Raw genomic sequence first — 20,794 nt, forward strand, 5'->3', positions numbered from 1 at the left:
CGAGATTTGACTAGGAAATAAACATGATACACTAAAAGAAATAAAAAGAAAAAAAAACCATTTATTCATCAAACTATCTATTTTGATTTTTTTTAGCCATTTCTTCTAATTTCTGTTGAAATTTAGATTTTTTTAAAGGTTTCTTTTTATTAGCCTGCAACATAGCATAGAGTTTTTTATCATCAATACTTCTTCGAATAATAGCTTGCTGTCCAAATGTGATAAGATTAGCAAGAAAATAATAATAACTCAAAGCAGCCGAATAATTATTCATTACAAATAAAAATATAAGAGGCATCATATACATTACATATTTCATCTGTGGCATTTGTGAATTAGAAGAAAGTTGATTTGAATACATCATCTGAAGAACAGTAGCTCCAGTCATTAATAATGCAAATAAACTAATATGGTCACCATATAAGGGAATACTAAAACCAAGATCAAGAATAGAATCATATGTTGACAAATCATCTGCCCATAAAAAAGACTGTTGTCTTAACTCAATTGAAGCAGGAAAAAACCTAAATAAAGCAATCAAAATTGGCATTTGAAAAAGCAACGGCAAACATCCTCCGAGTGGATTAACTCCAGTTTTTCGATACAAATTCATTTGAGCTTGTTGCTTTTGCATAGGATCCTTTATTTTTTCATTTATTGCATCAATTTCAGGTTTTAAAACTCGCATTTTTGCCATTGATAGATAAGAGCTTTTTGTTGGAAGAAATAAAAGGAACTTAATAGTAAATGCTATAATCAAAATAATTAAACCATAATTTAATCCCATGTTATCTAAAAAATTAAACATTGGAATGACTAAAAAACGATTGACCCAACCAAACACAAATTTTCCTAATGGAACCAATGTCTCAAAACCTTTGTTAAATGATTTAAGCAAAGAATATTTATTAGGCAAGAAATAAAAATTAAATGAGTAATCATTATTCGAATTATCATATTCAATTTTAAATTCTGATGATAATTTTTTAATATACAAGTCTGAATCAGGTGTATATGTGTCAAGAGTTGCTTGTCTAAAAATATTATCCGAAGAGATTATAGTTGAAAAAAACTGTTGTCTATGAGCTACCCAATACGGATTTTCAATAGTTTTTTTAGAATCCTTCATTAAAGACATTTGTTTAGAATTGGTTTCATTTAATGAATAATTAATTGTAGTTGTATTACGTTCATTATCGAAATTTTTTTCTAACTGAGAAATATTTTGAGTAAATAAAAGTGTATTGGGTTCAATATATGTATTACCATTTTCTGTAATAACATTGAATTTTAAATTATAACTGTTTGGAACTAGTTCATAAATAAATTTAATCGTATTACTAAATTGGTCTTTATGAATAAAAACTAATTTATTATTTTCCTCAATCACCTTATTAAAAATAATTTGATTGCTGTTAAGTACTTTATCCTTAATAAAAAAGGAAAAGTTAAAATCTAAATCTTTAACTAATTTCAAATCTAATGAATCATAAGTGAAGTAATCTTTGAGTGTCACCTCATCGATACAAGCACCATGATTAGAGAATTTGAGAGACAAAAGATTATTAGATAATAAATAAAAGCTAGTATCAAAATTGTTATTTGTAATCAATTCATTCTGACTAACTAATGGCTTATTGATAATTAATTCTTGATCTAAACTAACATTGCTTTGTACGTCTTGTTCATTAATTTGAGTTGATGAATTGGATTGAGATACTTGATTGATATTAAACCACATAAGTAGCCCAAAAATTAAAAACATACCAATAAAAAAATTAAAATCTAAACCTTTTTGTTCCATAATTAAATTTCTAAGAAAGTGATTTAATAAAAGACACAAATAACGGATGGGGATTAATAAATGAGCTCTGATATTCCGGATGAAATTGTACTCCTACAAACCATGGATGATCATTTAATTCTATTACCTCAACCAAATTTAAGTCCTTGTTAAGACCTGCAAAAACCATCCCGTGGTCTAAAAACATTTGTTTATAATCATTGTTAAATTCATACCTATGACGATGTCTTTCATTAATAAAATCTGTTTTATAAGAGTTATAAGAATTAGAATCTTTATGAAGATAACATTTATAACCTCCTAACCTCATGGTGCCCCCCTTATTTACAATTTGAGTTTGATTTTTCATTAAATCAATAACAGGATTATTAGTCTTATTATTCATCTCAGTAGAATCAGCGTCCTTTAAACCACAGACATTACGCGCAAACTCAATGACTGCAACTTGCATTCCTAAACAAATGCCTAAAAAAGGAATGCCCTGTTCACGAATAAATTTAACAGCTAAAATTTTTCCTTCAACTCCTCTAATACCAAACCCAGGAGCTACAATAACTCCAGAACAACCATTTAATTTTTCCTTAATATTTTGAGGATTTAGTTTTTCTGAATGAATCCACTTAATTTCGATGCTCTGGTCTAACAAAGCACTTGCATGAATTAAGGATTCATAAATAGATTTATAAGAATCCTTTAACTCGACATACTTACCTATAATAGCAACTATATTTTTGTTTTTAGGATTTTTTAATTTTTTTAATCTTTGGCTCCATAGAAGGTTGTCAATTTTTTTTAAACTTTTAAATCCTAATTTACCAGCAACAACATGGTCTAAGTTCTGGTTGAGCATAAGTAAAGGAACTTCATATATAGTAGATGCATTAACAGCTTCTATTACACATTCATAATTGACGTTGCAAAATAATGCAATTTTATTTTTTACCTGCTCAGTAATACTAACTTCTGTTCTACAAACAATTATATCAGGCTGCACTCCAGACTGTAACATAGTTTTAACAGAATGCTGAGTTGGTTTTGTTTTAATTTCACCTGTTGAACTTAAAAATGGTAATAAAGTAAGATGTACAACACAAACATCATTCTTGCGCTCAAATTTTAATTGTCTTAAAGCTTCTATATAGGGCAATGACTCTATATCTCCAACAGTCCCTCCAATTTCAACAATAATTATTTGGAATTTTTTTTTAGTTTCTAGTAAAAGAATACGGCTTTTAATCTCATCAGTGATGTGAGGAATGATTTGTACAGTTTTACCCAAGAAATCTCCTTTTCTCTCACGTTCTATTACATTTTGATAAATACTACCAGTTGTAACATTATTTAACTGAGACATTGGTATATCTAAAAATCTTTCATAGTGACCAAGATCCAAATCTGTTTCTGCTCCATCAGCTGTAACATAGCACTCACCATGTTCATATGGATTTAAAGTTCCTGGGTCAACATTGAGATATGGATCAAGTTTTATAATTGTAGTTTTATATCCTCTAGATTGAAATAAATTCCCTAAGGAAGATGCAATTATTCCTTTCCCTAAAGAAGATGTAACTCCACCAGTAACAAAAATTAGTTTAGATCTAGACATTCGAGAAATGTTTCACGAATTTAACAAAACTACATCAAATAATAAGCCTAATAGCTATTAAATATTAATTAAAATTTCCAACTTAGACCAATACTGGGAATAATTGGAAGTTGATCTACACGAATTGCATTAACTCTATCAAAATAAAAAATATTGTTTCTATTATAACAATTAGTTACTCCAAGAGTAATTTCTAAAATATTGAATTTAGAGAAATTATATGTTTTTTTAATAGACATGTCTAGTCTATGGTAATCTGGTAATCTGCCGGAATTTAGGTCAGAATATAAAATACCTAATTCTCCATTTGAAACATTAATATCTGTATCTAGTTCATTATATAAATTTAATTCCTCATAATAAGCTTGAGTTTTAGTAAATGGGAAACCTGAACCATAATTCCACCTTAAACTAAACTCCCAAGTTTTTGCCTTGTCAACTAAATATGAGAAAACAAAATTAAAATTATGTCTCCGATCATAATGTGGACTATAAACTTGTAATTCATCCTCTCTTTCAATAATTCCATATGAATATACCGACCAAATATTTAGTCTGTTATCCACATATTTTAATAACACATCAAATCCTGAGGCAATACCTTTTTCAACAATAAAATCTTTTTTTAAAAAATCAGGTTGATTTTCAAATTCAGGAGTATCATCAAAAACCTGATTTTTATTTTCAGAAATTAACTGGCTAAAGTCTTTAATATAACCCTCAATATTGATATCTATGTAAGCTCCTAAATCATACTCTAAACCTAATATGTAATGCGTTGATCTTTGTAAAGAGGACTGAACTTCATTACCATTAAAATATTCCGGCAAACTATTTGTACTAGATAAAAAGCCTGAAAATAAATTAACTACATCTCTCTCACTTGAAGTAGACATTAAATTCTGTGAAAATTTACCAAACGAACTTTTTAAGCGAAAATTTTCATTAACATTATATTTCAATCCTAATCTGGGTTCAAGAGATGTTTCACCAAGAGAAGTATAGTTTTGTAATCTGAGACTAGGCTCCATAATAAACCTATTATTATCATTAAACTTATAGTGAAAATACCCTGCAAATTCTGTAGAGTGATCTCTTTCCTCAATAAGAGCAGCTATTGCATTTCTAAAATATAATTCTGTTGTATAACCAAGAACTTCAACACCATACTTCAATTCATGTTTTTGAGAAATAAAATACAGGAAATTTAAACCAACATTAAATCCGTCAATATTACTATTATTTACAGGTTCTCCAACATCCTGTTGAGATATGTCGTATTTTGAGTAAGATAATTTACCCTCAATTAACATTTTAGCAGATGATGGAACAAGAACAATATTAGAACCAAAGCCATATGTATTCCATCCTAAATTTGTTAAATCTACATAATTAACATTATCATTAAAACCAAAACCATATAAATTAAATTTACTTCCATTCTTGCTAAAAAATGAAAACTTGCCATAAAAATCTGAAAATGAATATGGTAAGCCAACAGTGTCAACATATGAATAAAAGTACTTTGATGTTTTATCTAAGTATGAACTTTTTGCACTAAATAAAAACGAATTAGAAAAAGTACTAGAGTCAGTACTAAACATTGGCCCCTCAAGTAAAAATTTACTTCCAAAAGTATTCATTGACAACTTACCTGTAAGTCTTTTTTTATTACCGTCACGCGTTTTGATATCCATAACAGATGATATACGACCGCCATATTGTGCTCCAAAACCACCAGTATATACATCAGCTTTTTTAATTATATCAGTATCAAACACCGAAAAGAAACCTATAGAGTGAAATGGACTATAAATTGTCATACCATCTAACAAAACTTTATTATGTATTGGTGCGCCTCCTCTTATATACAATTGTCCACCTTGATCCCCTGTAAAAATTACACCTGGCAGCACTTGTAAAAACTGTGCTATATCTGGCTCTCCGCCAATACTTGGTAATTTATTGATAGATTTACTAGTTAATTTTATTACGCCAGTGTTAACCTGTTTTTTTTGCTCCTCTCTTTCTGCATTAACTGTTACATTTTGTAATGTTATAGATTGTTCTGTTAAAAAAAATTTGGTCGTAATTAGTAAATTATCTGTACTAATTATAACAATCTGCTCCGAGTCATTGTAACCAATAAAACTAGCTTTAAGTGTATAATTTCCAGGTTGAACATTAGGAATTATAAAATAACCATTATCGTCTGAAACCACCCCTAAATCTGTTCCCTCTAATACAATATTTGCAAAAATAATAGGTTCTTCAGATTCTTTTTCATAAACAAAACCCCTAATAGTTCCTGTTTGAGCATAAAACATGATTGGAACCAATAAAAAATAAAAAAAAGAAATACGAGTCATAACTATAACTTAGTAACATCGCCAAATATATAACCTTTTAGAAAACAAATAATATATATATATATTTATATATAAATTAAACTAGAATTCTAAACATTAAATCCTTTATAAAACTATAATCAAAACTGCCTTTTATTCCTTTACTTTTTAAATCTGCATTATGTAATAAGGAAATAATTCTAATGCAATCTTGAAAGGAATAATTTTTACAACCTATTTTATAGACATTAATGAAGAAAGGATGAACTTTAATTTTACCAGCAAGTTCCTTATCTGAATGAATCTGTGTAGAGTGGAGAATAATAAGCTTTGAGTAAAAAGAAAATAAAAGGCCAATAATGAGAGGCAGAGGAAACTGTTTTTGATTACTAATAAAATAATTTACTATTGATATAACCTTATTACTATCTTTTGAGGAAAGTGCATTTTGTAATTCGAATGTATTATAATGCCGATGAACTCCTATATGCCGTCGAACATTTTCTGCAGATATTACTCCGTCTGTTATTATATTAGATAACTTATTAATCGCATTGGTAATTTTGGATAAATCATTTCCTAAAAAATCAACTAACAATGCTTCTGCAGAATTTTCAATCTTTATATGCTTTTCTTCTAAATTATATTGAATCCAACGAGATATTTGTTGAGCATATAGTAACTTACTTTCTATTAAAATGCCATTTTTTTGAGCAAGCTTAACCCATTTCTTCCTTTTGTCTATATTTTTACTCTTATAACATATAACAAATATAGTACTGTGAATAGGACAATCTAAATAATTTGACAACTCTGAAATATTCCCGAGTTTTTGTGCTTCCTTTAATATAATTAATTGTCTGTCACCAGTCATTGGAAAAGATTTAAGTGAAGAGATTAAAGAAAACACATCTGTTTGTTTACCATAAAAAATTTTTTCATTAAAAATTTTTTCAGATTCAGGAATTACATACTTAGTAAAAAAACTTGTAATCTTGTCAATAAAAAAATCTTCTTCTCCATATAATAAATAAGTAGATGATATTTCATTATTCTTAATTGTATTTAAAACCTTTTCAATATTCATGCTAGTCTCATACTTTTTTAAATTAAAAATAATTAAATTAAGATTGAATTTATTTCAAATATGAAATTAAAAATAATAAATAACAAAGAATATATATTTGATCCTGTTCGGAAAAAATATGTTTTAAATCAACCTGAGGAATGGGTACGGCAAAACACAATACAATTCCTTAATCTAAAAAAAGGCTATCCAATATCATTAATGTCTATAGAAAAAAAAATGTCACTAAATAAACTAACAAAGAGATGCGATATTATTTGCTATAATTCAACTGGAAAAGCCTTGTTATTAGTAGAATGTAAGGCTCCAAAAGTAAAACTGAAAACAAATGATTTAAATCAAAGTATTAATTACCAAAAAACAATTAATGCGCAAAACATATTAATAACAAATGGCAAAACTCACTATTGTTTTTCATTAAGTAAAGGTCAGCCAAAATTTATTAATGAAATCCCTGAATACAATAACAAATAACTTTATATAAGAAACAAATATTAAAAGACCATAGAGTAAGTAGCTCATTATCACCAAACATCTAATTTATCTGAATTTCTAATAAGAGATAGATATAAATATGCGGTACTTAATTGTATTACTGGGATTGAAATTAATAATCCTACAAAAAAAGACAAAATTCCTATTATAACAATAATAAACATTGCGCTTAAAAATCCAATTAAAGCAAATTCACGACCTTTAGTTAAATACCAACTCTTCTTAATCGCCTCATCAAAACCTATATTATTATCGATAATTAAGTATTGCGCAAACATTAGCCTGACCATAATATAAAATCCAGGTATAATAAATAAAACTAGACCTAATAAAGTGAAGACAGAGACCAGTATTGAAGTAGCGAAATAATGTAAAAACTTCATACTACTAACTGCTAATAAATCATTAAATGATATAACTTCATTTCTCATATATCTGATTGACATTAATGTAATAGCAGCTGAAAAATAATAACTTAACAACGTGAATAAACCTGCTAATGGCATAATATTTCCAGAAAGACTTAAGGCAACAATAAACAACGTAACTAATATCCAAAAAAAACTGTTTTCTCGAAATTTGCTCCAGGCCTTAATAATTATATTTTCAATTGAAAAATCAAAATGAGACATAAAATTAAAATGTGTTTATAACAAATATATCAATTTCCGAACTACCCATATCAGAACATACATAGAATAAATAATTTTAATTAATGTACCAAACATAAAGCCAATAAATGAACCAAATGCAATCTTTAATGCATGTATTTTATCCTTTTTATCAATCAAAGAACCTAAAAAAGCGCCTAAGAATGGACCTATAACTAGTCCGATTGGGGGTAAAAAAAAGCCAATTAAACAACCAATGATTGTACCATATACTGCATTTTTTTTACCACCAAATTTTTTTACTCCAAAATACTGGCTTAAATAATCTAGAAAAAAAACTATAACAGTAATTAAGAAATATAAAATTAATTGACTATATGTAATATTAAAATCAGTAAAAAAATGCAATACTAAAAGTCCAAAGAAAGTAAAAATTGGACCAGGAATGATTGGAAAAATAGAGCCTAAAAGACCAAAGAACAATAATAGAAAAACAATACAAAATATTAAAACCTCCATCATGAAAATAAAGATACTATATAAAATTATTATAATTATCTTTTTATTAAATTAGCTAACAATATGATTTTTTATGAAAAGTAGCATTTACAATATTTCACCAATAGATGGTAGATACACCAAACTAACTGAAGATTTAAAAAAATATTTTTCTGAAGCAGCTCTTATAAAATATCGTGTTTTTATTGAAGTTGAATACTTTCTACAATTGAGCAGCATTAAAATAGAACAACTTAGAGGAATTTCAAAAAATCAGTTACAAGATATTTCTAAAATAGCTACTGAAATTTCTGAAAAAGATATTCTTGAAATTAAAAGAATTGAAAAAATTACAAATCACGATGTGAAGGCAGTAGAATATTTTATAAAGAAAAAGTTTGACAAAATAAATCTGTCCAAATACAAAGAATTTATTCATTTTGGATTAACATCTCAAGATATAAACAATACTGCATCTCCTCTATTATTAATGGATGCATTAAATGGATGTTTTTATCCAGAACTTAATATTTTAGTTAAAAAGCTTAATGAATTAAGTGTTAGTTGGAAAGATATCTCAATGCTTGCAAGAACTCATGGTCAACCAGCATCTCCTACAAAATTAGGAAAAGAAGTTAAAGTATTTAAAGTGAGATTGGAAGAACAAATAAATCTACTAAAAAAAACTCCAAACTCTGGAAAATTTGGTGGAGCAACCGGAAATATGAATGCACACTACGCTTCTTATCCTAAAATAAATTGGCATAAATTTGCCAAAAATTTTTTAAAAAGCATTAATCTAAAAAGATCATATCCTACTACACAAATTGAGCATTACGATAATTTAGCAGCACAATTTGATACAATAAAGCGTATTAACACAATACTTATTGATTTTAGCAGAGATATTTGGATGTATATTTCTATGCAGTATTTTAATCAAAAAACTAAAAAAAATGAAGTCGGATCATCTGCAATGCCACATAAAATAAATCCAATCGACTTTGAAAATGCTGAAGGCAATTTAGGCCTTGCTAACTCAATACTTACTCATTTATCTGAAAAACTTCCTATTTCAAGATTGCAAAGGGATTTATCAGACTCAACTGTTATGAGAAATATCGGTGTACCTTTGGCACATAGTATCATATCATATAAAGCAATCCTAAGGGGTTTAGATAAACTTACAGTAAACCAAAAAAAAATAAATACCGAGTTAGATGAAAACTGGGGAATACTAGCAGAAGCAATACAAACAATATTAAGAAAAGAAGGTGTAGAAAAACCTTACGAACTACTTAAAAATCTTACGAGAAATAATAAAAAAATCAATCAAGATGTTATCATAAATTTTATAGATAATTTGAAAATTACAGATAATCTTAAAAAGGATTTGAAAAAACTAACTCCGTTCAATTACACAGGGAGATCCTAATGATATTTTTTTTGAAATTCTAGAGCAACTCTTTCTCCAATAGAAAGACATGCAGTTGCAGCTGGTGAAGGAGCATTTAAAACATGAATACTTTTTTTTGTATTTATAATTTGAAAATCTTCAATAATTTCTCCATCCTTGCCTAATGCCATTGCTCTTACACCGGATCGACCAGCAGAAATATCAGACATCTTTAATGAAGGTATAAGTTGTTGAAGATGTTTGAGAAAAATTCTTTTTGAAGATGCTTTTACCATTTCGTTTAAACCAAATTTCCAATGATTAAAAAATAATTTCCAAGTTCCTATATAACCTAAAGAGTCAAATGTATCTTTAAAACTAAATGACATTTTATTATAACCCTCACGTTTAAATGTAAAAACTGCATTTGGACCACATTCAATTTCTCCATTAATCATTCTAGTAAAATGAACTCCTAAGAATGGAAATTCAGGGTTAGGAACAGGATAAACTATATTATTAACTTTATGTTTAGCATGATCCTTTAATGTGAAATAATCCCCTCTAAAACCCACGATTTTAAAATCTAATTTTAAACCATCTTCAATTGCTAATCGATCAGAAAACAAGCCTCCACAAGAGATAATTTGATCACATCTAAAATTATAATCATTCGTGTATATTGTTGAATAAGTAGAAGAATGTGAAATTTTTAAAACTTCTGAATTAGTAAAAACATTGCTTTGAGGATTAATTTCCTTTATTAAAGATGCAAGTTTATTAGCTACAGACCTATAATCAATAATGCCAGTTTCTGGCACCCAAATTGCTGAAATTCCTCTGACGTAGGGCTCAATTTCTTTAATTTTTTTTGCATTAACAATTTCCAAGTTTTCTAGCCCATTATCTCTCCCTTTTTTTAATAAGCCAGGTAATGCCATCGATTCTCTTTCATTAGTTGCAACAACTAGCTTACCACAAACCTCATGTTCAATATGATGATTTTTTGCAAAATCTACTAACTCACGTCTGCCAGAAACACAGTTTTTAGCTCTGTAGGAGCCTTGCTTATAATATAAACCAGAATGTAATACTCCTGAATTCCTGCCACTTTGATGTAAAGCTAATTCCTGTTCTTTTTCAAGTATAAGAATTTTTACTTGAGGCATTTTCTTTTGTATTTTATATGCACTAGCTAATCCAACTAGACCACCACCAATAACAATTAAATCATATTTTTCGCCCATATTAATCATTCAATAATAACGGTTTAAATATTAAGATACCAACTAAAAAAAATACAACTATGATTACTAGTCCAGCTTGTTGAGTACCAAATGCACTTGTTAAAAGACCAAAAAATAAAGGGCCTAAAAATGCTGTTGCCTTTCCAGAAAATGCATAGAACCCAAAAAATTCATTTTTCTTATCTTCGGGTGTTAGTCTTGCCATCAAAGAACGACTTCCAGCTTGATTGGGGCCTTGCATTAAACCAATAAAAACACCTGCAATCCAAAATAATGTTTTTGGTGTAATTAAATGATTAAAGTTAGTTAAAAATGGGGCGAGAAAAGCCAATAGGGTAGAGAATAATAAAGTCCATAAAGTAATCATCAACATCTTTTTAACTCCTATCTTATCCTCCAAATGACCAAATAAAAAAGAACCTATACAAGCTGAAATATTTAAAACAATCCCTAAAATTAATATTTCGTTAAAACTAAACTGCAAAGTACCTGCCGCATAAATACCTCCAAACGCAAAAATTGTAATTAATGCATCATTATAAAATAATCTAGCAATCAAAAATCGAACAATTTTTTTATGTTCACGTACATTACGAAAAGAAGAAATAATTGAATCAAAAGATTGCTTAAAATATTTATGCAAACCCTTATTTGGTTTAACGTCTTTTAAAAAAACAAATGTTGGAATACTAAAAAGAAAGAACCAAGCTGCTACCAACAGATTAATTAATCTAATATTCGACACATTAGATGGGTCAAAGAAAACAAGAGATACACCTAATGAAATTAATCCACCTACAAATCCAAGCCCCCATGCATATCCAGATATTTTTCCCATATTTTTATTATTTGCAAGATCTGATAAATAAGAATTGCAGAATACAGTTCCAAACTCGAAACCAATATTAGCAATTACAAATACAATTAAAGCAATAATTGCAACATCAAAATCTAAACCTAGAATATTAAAGTTTTGATTAGGCTCAAAAAAATATAAGCATACCGTTGATACTATACATAAATAAGTAGAAATTATTAAAAAAATTTTTCTATAACCTCCAGAATCAGCAAGAGCCCCTAAGAATGGAGATGTTAATGCTACAAAAATAGCTGTTATTGAAATACCTAGTGACCATAAAGAAGTACCAACTTGATTATTTTCAGCTAGAGATTCAGTAAAAAAGGCGCTAAAAATAAATGTAACTATTAATGTTGTAAATGGTTGGTTAGCAAAATCATATAACGACCACGCAATTATTTCCTTATTTTTTTTTAATTTTTTAATCATACTTTAACTCAAAATCATCGTATTTGGTTAAGTTATTAAAATCTATAATAGACTCTAAATCCTTAACATATAACTCTCTTCTAGCAGAATACATAATAAGTTCTTGAATTAAATCAAATAATGAAAGATCCTTTAGCCTACTTGATCGGAACGTTTCATATGCGTATCCTTTAGCTAAAGTACGTAAGTAATGTGAAATCGATTCAGAAATATTATTATACTTCTTAACATATACAAGTGAAGAATTATTTGCCTCCAATTTATTTATGTCATTAATACTCGTGTGAATACCAAATAAATTATTCCCTTCTAAAAAAAATCTCGAAGTACCCCATCCAGATTCAATTGCAGCTTGTGCAATAATTATAGAGTTGGGTTGTTCTTTTAAACATAATAATAAAGCCTCATATGTTTCACAATTACAATAATTAAATAAGGACTTTATTGTATCATTAATATGATCCTTATCGAATTTATCAAGAACATAATTATAACCCTTTTTGATTTTTTCTTTTTCAATTAAAATAGCTGGCAATATAAAATCGATAAACTTTGATTTTTTATCACTAATAATTAAATCCGAAAAATCTATTGAATTGATGTAGATGTACGGAGCTACGTCACCATTATTAACACAAGCTATATCTGTAATAGTATTATTTTCTATAAATATACTATTAACAGAATTATCAAATACTGACTGAGATATGAGAGGAAATGACAAATACAACATCAACCATAAAAAATTATCAATTTGTATGTACATATATGTATATTAAATAAAAAAATAAATTAAAATCAGTATAACTAAATTCCAGAATAGATTTTGAAAAAAATCATAAATAAATAATTTAATATGACAATAAATGCCCTGGCTGTGATGTCATTGACTTAATTGGCGGAGCGAATCTAGTAAGTTTTATTCCTTTAGTAGCCTTCTTATATTCTTCAAGTGTTGGCGTTCTTCCTAGTATTGCAGATAAAACAACTACCGGCGTAGATGCTAATAATGACTCACCCTTCTTTCTATCAGAGTCTTTAACTACCCTTCCTTGGAATAAACGTGTGGATGTTGACATTACGCTATCTCCCTTTTCCGCTTTTTCTTGATTCCCCATACACAAATTACAACCTGGACGTTCAAGGTATAATATATTCTCATATTCTGTACGAGCAGTAGCCTTTGGATTTAAATCATTAAACTCAAAGCCAGAATATTTCTTAAGAATTTCCCAATCACCCTCTTCTTTTAGTTCGTCAATAATATTATATGTAGGAGCAGTAACTACTAACGGGGCATTGAATTCTACCTTACCTAAATTTTCTTCTAGATTTTTAAGCATCTTTGCAACAATCTTAATATCACCTTTGTGAACCATACAAGAACCTACAAAACCTAAATCAATGTGTTTTTGACCTTTATAGAAAGAGAGAGCACGAATTGTATCATGTGTATAACGTTTAGATACATCATCATTGTTCACATCGGGATCAGCAATCATTGGTTCCTCAATAATATCTAAATTGACTTCAAAACTTGCATAATATTTTGCATTTTTATCGGGTGTTAGTGGGGACTTTGCACCTGATTTAATTTGATCAATTCTTTGATTAGCTTTATTAATTAAACCTTGAAGAACCTGAGTACCATTATCCATACCCTTATCAATCATTGTCTGAATACGATTTTTTGAAATTTTTAAGGATTCAATAAGTTTATCATCTTGAGAAATACAGATTGAGGCCTTTGCTTTCATTTCTGCTGTCCAATCTGTAAAAGTAAATGCTTGGTCTGCTAAAAGAGTTCCAATATGTACCTCAATAATTCTACCTTGAAATACATTTTCTCCGTTAAATTTTTTGAGCATCTGACTTTGAGTTGCATGTACAACATCTCTGAAATCCATATGATTTTGCATTGTTCCTTTAAAAGTAACTTTAACAGATTCAGGTATTAGCATAGAAGCTTCACCAGTTGCCAATGCTAATGCAACTGTACCAGAATCAGCACCGAAAGCAACCCCTTTAGACATTCTAGTATGCGAATCTCCTCCAATAATTATAGACCAATCGTCAATAGTTAAGTCATTTAAAACTTTATGAATAACATCCGTCATTGGAGGATATTTGTGTTCCGGATGGCGTGCTGTGATAAGCCCAAAATCATTCATAAAATTCATAAGTTTAGGTATATTTTCTTGAGACTTCTTATCCCATACTGAAGCCGTATGACAACCCGACTGATAACCAGCATGGACAATAGGAGAAATGACAGTTGCAGCCATCATTTCTAATTCTTGAGTCGTCATTAATCCTGTTGTGTCCTGAGAACCTACAATATCTACTTTTACTCGAACATAAGAACCTGCATGTAGAACAGGAAGAGAGTTACCAACAACATTTTTATTAAAAATTTTCTCAACCGCGGTAAGTCCCTGGTTCTTTACGCAAATTTCTTTAGATGGAGCAAAAACAGGCATAAGTTCTTTTTTAAGCACTCCTGTTGCAAATGCTTGTAATTTTTTACCAAACACAATTGCATAAGACCCACCTGCTCTCATAAACTCTATTTTTTGAGGAGTGAAGGATGATGAAACATCGATTAATTCCTTTTCATCTTTATAAAGTTTTTTTGTTTTTGTATTAATAGTCAAAACAGTTCCNGTATCTACAGAGTAGATTTTTTCTAAAACAGGTTCATCATTGTGATCAATTATAAGGTTACCGTTAGTATCATACTTTTTTTCCCAGTTTTTTAAATCTATCCCAATTCCACCAGTTACTCCGACAGTTGTTAAAAATATAGGAGATATACCATTTGTTCCAGCAACTACAGGAGCTAAATTAATAAATGGGATATATGGACTTGCTTGTTTACCAATCCATAGTGCAACATTATTTACACCTGACATCCTTGAAGAACCTACACCCATAGTGCCCTTCTCTGCAACTAACATTATTCTTTTATCAGGGTGTTTTGCTTGCAATTTAAGTAATTCTTTTTGTTGTTTTTTATTATGTTCAAACATACATTGACCATGTAATTGCCGATCAGACCTTGAGTGAGCATCCCCACCAGGGGACAATAAATCTGTTGAAATATCTCCGATGCCAGCAACAAACGTAACGAGCTTGATTTCTTCAGGAATGTCTGGTAATTTTGTAAAAAATTCAGCTTTAGCATAACTCTCAATAAGTTCTCTAGCAATCGCATTACCCGAATTAAAGGCTTTCTCAATTCGATTTGTATCAGCATCATAAAGAAAAACTTGGCTTTTTAAAACATTAGCAGCTGCCTTAGCTTGCGTAATATCCTCTCCTAAAGCTAAATCTAATAAAACTTCTACAGATGGACCTCCTTTCATATGAGATAATAGTTCTAAAGCAAATGCTGGAGAGATCTCATCTAATTCTAGATGATTAGTAATAATTTGCTTTAAAAATTTTGCTTTAATTGAAGCAGCACTAGTAGTACCTGGTAGAACATTATAAATAAGGAAATTTATAGAGTCTTCTCTGTATTTATGACTTGAATCAGTAATTTGTGAAATTATTTCACTCAACAAAGCTGAAGAATCAATTGGCTTTGGATCAAGATCATTTTTTTTTCTTTCTTCAATTTCATCTAGGTATTCACTATATAAGCTCATAAATTCTGATATCTATCTAATCGTAGATTATATTTATAAAAAAAAAAATTTATGCTGCAATCACTTCAAATGATAAAACCGCAATTAAATCTCTATGCAATCGTACTTGTGCAGAAAAAGATCCTGTGGTTTTGATAAGATTAGTACCATTAATATTAATATACTNTTTCTCAATTGAAATGCCATTTTCACTCAATGCACTTTGTAGTGAAGCGGAATTGACAGAGCCAAATAATTTTTTATCCTCGCCTACTTTAGACTTAATTATTAACTCTAAGGCTTCTAGCTTCTTTTTTGTAGATTCTAGCTCCTTAATTAATTGTTGATTTTTCTGTTCTTTTTGTCTTAGGTTTTCAGCAAGAATTTTCTTCTCAGAAGATGTAGCAAAAACAGCTAACTTGTTTGGAATAAGGTAATTACGGCCATATCCTGGTTTAACAGTTACAACGTCATCAATAAAACCTAAGTTTTCTACATCTTGTTTAAGTATCACTTCCATATTTAAAATTATTTTAATAAATCTGAAACGTATGGCAACAAAGCAATCTGTCTTGCTCGCTTTACAGCCTGTGCAACTTTTCGTTGAAATTTCAGTGAGTTACCAGTAATTCTTCTTGGTAATAACTTACCTTGTTCATTTAAAAATCTCATTAAAAATTCCGAGTCTTTATAATCAATATATTTTATATTCATTTTCTTAAAACGGCAGTATTTTTCCTTACTAGCCACCTCCACTTTNGGTGGGGATAAAAAACGTAATTCNCCTGATGATTTTTTATNTATTTCAATCATTTATTTGATTTTTTTGAAGTTAATTTTTCTCGTCTCTTTTGTGCAAATTCTGTGGCATGTTTATCCTGCTTAACAGTTAGAAACCTCATAATTCTTTCATCTCTCTTTAATTCAATTTCTAAACCAGAGATCACGTCTGATTTAGCTTGATATTCAAAGAGCATGTAAAAGCCTGTTTTTTTATTTTGAATAGAATACTTCATCTTTTTTAAACCCCATAATTCTTCAGAGTTACATTCAGCGTTAAAGGATTTTAATAGATCTTTAAATTTCCCCATAGATTCCTTAACCTGTTCGTCTGATAGAACCGGATTTAAAATTAAAACTGTTTCATAATTGTTCATCATAGTAAAATTAAATTATAATAACACATGCTTTTACCCCCATTACCAAAAATGGGTCTGCAAATTTAATCATTACTATTAAATAAACAAAAGTTAATGACATATAATGTGTATTTTTTTGTTAATTTGTAACATAAATATAAAAGAGATTAAAATAAAATTTTGGTTTTAAAATTATGAGTGACTATTTAGTTTCTGCAAGAAAATACAGACCGAGTAAATTTGAAGATGTGGTTGGACAAAAGCACATCACAACTACATTGCACAATGCAATTACAAGCAATAAAGTTGGACATGCTTATTTATTTTGTGGACCAAGAGGGGTAGGGAAAACAACATGTGCAAGAATTTTTGCAAAAACTGTTAATCAAAATGAAAATGCCGACTATAATATTTTCGAATTAGATGCAGCATCAAATAATGGGGTCGACCATATTAGGAATTTAATTGAACAAGTTAAAATACCCCCTCAAATTGGAAAATATAAAATTTATATTATAGATGAAGTACATATGCTTTCTGATGCTGCTTTTAATGCTTTTTTAAAGACACTGGAAGAACCTCCAAAACACAGTATTTTTATTCTAGCTACAACAGAAAAAAATAAATTAATTCCAACAATAATTTCTAGATGTCAAATATTTGATTTTAAGAAAATTAACATTAATGATATAACTGAGTATNTGGAAAAAATTGCCAATGATAAAAATATTCATGCTGATANTAAAAGCTTAAAACTAATTGCTCAAAAAGCCGATGGATCTTTGAGAGACTCACTATCTATTTTTGATAAAATATACACATACTGCAATGAAACTTGGATTTATGAAGATGTATCAAAGATTCTCTCATCTTTAGATTCATTATTTACTATTAAACTTGTTTCTAATATTATCAAAAATGATATTTCAAGTTGTTTGTTAGAAATCGACAATGTTGTAAATAACGGTTATAGCCCTAAAGAAATCCTAACGACATTAACAAAGCATTTCCGTAATCTTATAATTGCTAAAAACCCGCAAACAAGAAGTTTAATTTCAGAAGACCCCTCAATCATTGATCAATTAGAAAATCAATCGAATCACTTTTCAGAAATAGAAATTATAAGAGGTTTAAACTCTTTGGATGAAACAATGCAAAACTACACACGTTCTATAAATAAACGTTTTTCTGTAGAGCTTTGTATTATGCAATTATGTTCTCTTTCAAATAACGATATTAAAAAAAAAATTCTAATTAATTCTCCAGTAGAAAATAAGCAAACAGATAATCCAACGAAAAAAATAGAAATAAGTAAGTCCTTAGACAATCGAATTAATACTTCTAAAAAATCTATTACAAATAATTCAGACAAAGTATTACATAATGTAAATGAAAAAACTATAAACAATAACCCAAACAATTTGATAAGTATTTCTGAAGAACTACAGCCAATAAAAAAGGAAATTAATAAAGATACGACAACAACATTTCTCAATGATTGGTCAAAAGAGGATATGATTCGTATATGGAACATGTTTACACAAACACTAAAAGACAATAAAAAAACTAATGCTTATAATATTTTTACTCGTCACACACCAAGAAAAATAAATAATACAATTTCTGTTGAATTGGTCAGCCTAAGTGAAAAAGCCGAATTTGAAGACACTAAGTCGGACTTAGTAAATTATCTAAAAACCAATTTAAAAAACAATAATATTTCTATTGAAATTAATATTACTAATAAAGAAGATAACAATCTCATTATCACTAAAAAGGATAAGTTTCAATACCTGTATGATAAAAACAACAATCTTAAATTATTTCAAGAAAAATTAGAATTAAATACAACTTAAATAAATAAATAAATGAAAAAAATAATTGTAAACAATCCAGTAGTTGAATTAGATGGAGATGAAATGACAAGAATAATATGGGACTTTATTAAAAAGAAGTTAATTTTTCCTTATATATCATTAGATATTAAATACTTCGATCTAGGTATTGAACATAGAGATAAAACGAATGATCAAGTAACAATAGATGCAGCAAATGCAATCAAAAAATATAAAGTAGGTATTAAATGTGCTACTATAACACCTGATGAGGATAGAGTTAAAGAATTTAATTTAAAAAAAATGTGGCGTTCTCCAAATGGAACAATCCGAAATATTGTTGGAGGAACCGTATTTAGAGAACCAATAATATGTAAAAATGTACCTAGACTAGTACCTAATTGGACAGATCCTATTTGCATAGGTCGTCATGCTTTTGGTGACCAATATAAAGCAACAGATGTTGTTATTAAAGGAAGCGGAAAGCTTACAATGACTTTCGAACCCGAAAATGGAGAAACTATAAAATGGGATGTATATGATTACAAAGGTGGAGGAGTAGCTTTAAGTATGTACAATACCGACGAATCAATTTATGGATTTGCTAGATCTTGCTTTAATAAAGCATTAGATAAAAAATGGCCATTATATCTATCTACTAAAAACACCATTCTAAAAGCATACGATGGTCGATTTAAAGATATTTTTGAAGAAGTATATCAAAATGAGTTTTTAAGCAAATTTCAAGAATTAGGCTTAACATATGAACATAGACTCATTGACGACATGGTAGCAGCAGCATTGAAGTGGAATGGAAAATTTGTCTGGGCATGCAAAAATTATGATGGTGATGTCCAATCTGACACAGTAGCTCAAGGATTTGGTTCTCTGGGCCTCATGACGTCCGTATTATTAACACCTGACGGAGATGTAATGGAAGCCGAGGCAGCTCATGGAACTGTAACACGACACTTTAGAATGCATCAAGAGGGTAAACAAACATCAACCAACCCAATTGCTTCAATATTTGCGTGGACTAGAGGCTTAATGTTTAGAGGAAAAAAAGACGACAATCAAGATCTTGTAAACTTCTGCAAAACACTAGAAAAAGTATGTATTCAAACTGTTGAAAGTGGTATAATGACAAAAGATTTAGCACTATGTATTCATGGTAAAAAATTAGAAACAAAACACTATGTAAATACCCAAGAATTTCTTAACACATTGGATAGAAATCTAGCTAAAGAAATCAATAAATGAAAAAATCAATTTCACTATATATCACACTTGCGTTAATGATATCAACTATTATGTGTTTAGATGCTCAAAATGATAGAGGCTACATTGTTAGCATAGGTGAAAACGCACCTGATTTTATCTTAGAAGGCAAAAATGTAATCCAAGAAAATAAAGGCAAAGTAATTATGTTACAATTTACAGCAAGCTGGTGCAGTGTATGTATTAAAGAAATGCCATATATTGAAGAAGAGATTTGGCAAAAACATAATGAGGATAATAATTTTATTTTAATAGGATTAGCAAAAGATACACCCAGAAGACCTCAAACAAATAAAGAAATAGAATTTATGACTAATAAAACTGGAGCAACATATCCTATTATTCGGGATATTAATTCTAAGGCTTTTAATTTGTTCGCAGAAAAAAAAGCAGGTGTAACAAGAAATATAATAATCGATCAAAATGGAAAAATTCAATTTTTAACACGTCTTTTTGATAAAGAAGAATTTAACCAAATGAAATCGAAAATTCAAGACCTACTTAATAATAAATAATAAATTTGTAAAATCTAC

General features: G+C 28.9%; 18 protein-coding genes. 5 read left to right on the forward strand and 13 right to left on the reverse strand.

Annotation, left to right across the window (positions count from 1 at the left end):
• Positions 1-73 precede the first annotated feature (73 nt).
• The 4 genes from yidC to holA form a co-directional block, all read right to left on the reverse strand.
• Positions 74-1,804, reverse strand: coding sequence for a membrane protein insertase YidC (yidC, locus tag CBD51_001945; protein RPG60016.1), 1,731 nt, complete (start codon positions 1,802-1,804; stop codon positions 74-76).
• Positions 1,805-1,814: 10 nt separating this feature from the next.
• Positions 1,815-3,410: a CTP synthase gene (locus tag CBD51_001950; GenBank protein ID RPG60017.1), complete on the reverse strand. Its 1,596-nt coding sequence runs from the start codon at positions 3,408-3,410 to the stop codon at positions 1,815-1,817.
• A gap of 68 nt (positions 3,411-3,478) precedes the next feature.
• Positions 3,479-5,779, reverse strand: a complete 2,301-nt coding sequence (locus CBD51_001955) for a TonB-dependent receptor (protein ID RPG60018.1) — start codon at positions 5,777-5,779, stop codon at positions 3,479-3,481.
• Positions 5,780-5,855: 76 nt separating this feature from the next.
• Positions 5,856-6,845, reverse strand: coding sequence for a DNA polymerase III subunit delta (gene holA / locus CBD51_001960; GenBank protein ID RPG60019.1), 990 nt, complete (start codon positions 6,843-6,845; stop codon positions 5,856-5,858).
• 60 nt (positions 6,846-6,905) lie between these two features.
• On the opposite strand from holA, the gene CBD51_001965 reads away from it, so the two are divergent.
• Positions 6,906-7,319, forward strand: a complete 414-nt coding sequence (locus CBD51_001965; GenBank protein RPG60020.1) for a type I restriction enzyme HsdR N-terminal domain-containing protein — start codon at positions 6,906-6,908, stop codon at positions 7,317-7,319.
• Positions 7,320-7,369: 50 nt separating this feature from the next.
• Here CBD51_001965 and CBD51_001970 read toward each other — a convergent pair whose 3' ends face one another.
• Together CBD51_001970 and CBD51_001975 are read right to left on the reverse strand one after the other, a co-directional pair.
• Positions 7,370-7,972 (reverse strand): hypothetical protein, encoded by a 603-nt coding sequence (locus CBD51_001970; protein ID RPG60021.1) that lies wholly within the window; start codon positions 7,970-7,972, stop codon positions 7,370-7,372.
• Between the two features lie 15 nt (positions 7,973-7,987).
• Entirely contained in the window at positions 7,988-8,473 is a 486-nt protein-coding gene (locus tag CBD51_001975; GenBank protein RPG60022.1) for a DUF456 domain-containing protein, read from the reverse strand.
• Positions 8,474-8,543: 70 nt separating this feature from the next.
• On the opposite strand from CBD51_001975, the gene CBD51_001980 reads away from it, so the two are divergent.
• Entirely contained in the window at positions 8,544-9,884 is a 1,341-nt protein-coding gene (locus CBD51_001980) for an adenylosuccinate lyase (protein ID RPG60023.1), read from the forward strand.
• Here the strand turns inward: CBD51_001980 and CBD51_001985 are convergent.
• From CBD51_001985 to CBD51_002015, 7 genes are all read right to left on the reverse strand, one after another.
• Positions 9,881-11,092 carry an L-2-hydroxyglutarate oxidase gene (locus CBD51_001985; GenBank protein ID RPG60024.1) on the reverse strand — a complete coding sequence of 404 codons (1,212 nt, stop codon included), beginning with the start codon at positions 11,090-11,092 and terminating at the stop codon, positions 9,881-9,883. The two genes, CBD51_001980 and CBD51_001985, sit on opposite strands and share 4 nt — an antisense overlap.
• 1 nt (position 11,093) lies before the next feature.
• Positions 11,094-12,380, reverse strand: a complete 1,287-nt coding sequence (locus CBD51_001990; protein RPG60025.1) for an MFS transporter — start codon at positions 12,378-12,380, stop codon at positions 11,094-11,096.
• Positions 12,373-13,146 carry a hypothetical protein gene (locus tag CBD51_001995; protein RPG60026.1) on the reverse strand — a complete coding sequence of 258 codons (774 nt, stop codon included), beginning with the start codon at positions 13,144-13,146 and terminating at the stop codon, positions 12,373-12,375. The genes CBD51_001990 and CBD51_001995 overlap by 8 nt, the downstream gene beginning before the upstream one ends.
• Before the next feature lie 85 nt (positions 13,147-13,231).
• Positions 13,232-16,030, reverse strand: coding sequence for a bifunctional aconitate hydratase 2/2-methylisocitrate dehydratase (locus tag CBD51_002000; protein RPG60027.1), 2,799 nt, complete (start codon positions 16,028-16,030; stop codon positions 13,232-13,234).
• 49 nt (positions 16,031-16,079) lie between these two features.
• A complete protein-coding gene (locus CBD51_002005; GenBank protein ID RPG60028.1) occupies positions 16,080-16,529 on the reverse strand; it encodes a 50S ribosomal protein L9 in 450 nt (149 codons plus the stop codon).
• 8 nt (positions 16,530-16,537) lie between these two features.
• Entirely contained in the window at positions 16,538-16,822 is a 285-nt protein-coding gene (gene rpsR / locus CBD51_002010) for a 30S ribosomal protein S18 (GenBank protein ID RPG60029.1), read from the reverse strand.
• Positions 16,819-17,166: a 30S ribosomal protein S6 gene (locus CBD51_002015; GenBank protein ID RPG60052.1), complete on the reverse strand. Its 348-nt coding sequence runs from the start codon at positions 17,164-17,166 to the stop codon at positions 16,819-16,821. The genes rpsR and CBD51_002015 overlap by 4 nt, the downstream gene beginning before the upstream one ends.
• 176 nt (positions 17,167-17,342) lie before the next feature.
• On the opposite strand from CBD51_002015, the gene dnaX reads away from it, so the two are divergent.
• Genes dnaX through CBD51_002030 form a run of 3 tightly spaced genes read left to right on the forward strand, consistent with a single transcriptional unit; the run spans position 17,343 to position 20,776 of the window.
• A complete protein-coding gene (dnaX, locus tag CBD51_002020) occupies positions 17,343-19,004 on the forward strand; it encodes a DNA polymerase III subunit gamma/tau (GenBank protein ID RPG60030.1) in 1,662 nt (553 codons plus the stop codon).
• A gap of 12 nt (positions 19,005-19,016) precedes the next feature.
• Positions 19,017-20,243, forward strand: a complete 1,227-nt coding sequence (locus CBD51_002025; GenBank protein RPG60031.1) for an NADP-dependent isocitrate dehydrogenase — start codon at positions 19,017-19,019, stop codon at positions 20,241-20,243.
• The gene (locus CBD51_002030; GenBank protein ID RPG60032.1) at positions 20,240-20,776 is read left to right on the forward strand and encodes a TlpA family protein disulfide reductase; all 537 of its coding nucleotides are present in this window, start codon (positions 20,240-20,242) and stop codon (positions 20,774-20,776) included. The genes CBD51_002025 and CBD51_002030 overlap by 4 nt, the downstream gene beginning before the upstream one ends.
• Positions 20,777-20,794: the final 18 nt, after the last annotated feature.

This window comes from Flavobacteriales bacterium TMED191 (assembly GCA_002171975.2).
Taxonomy (GTDB): Bacteria; Bacteroidota; Bacteroidia; order Flavobacteriales; family TMED113.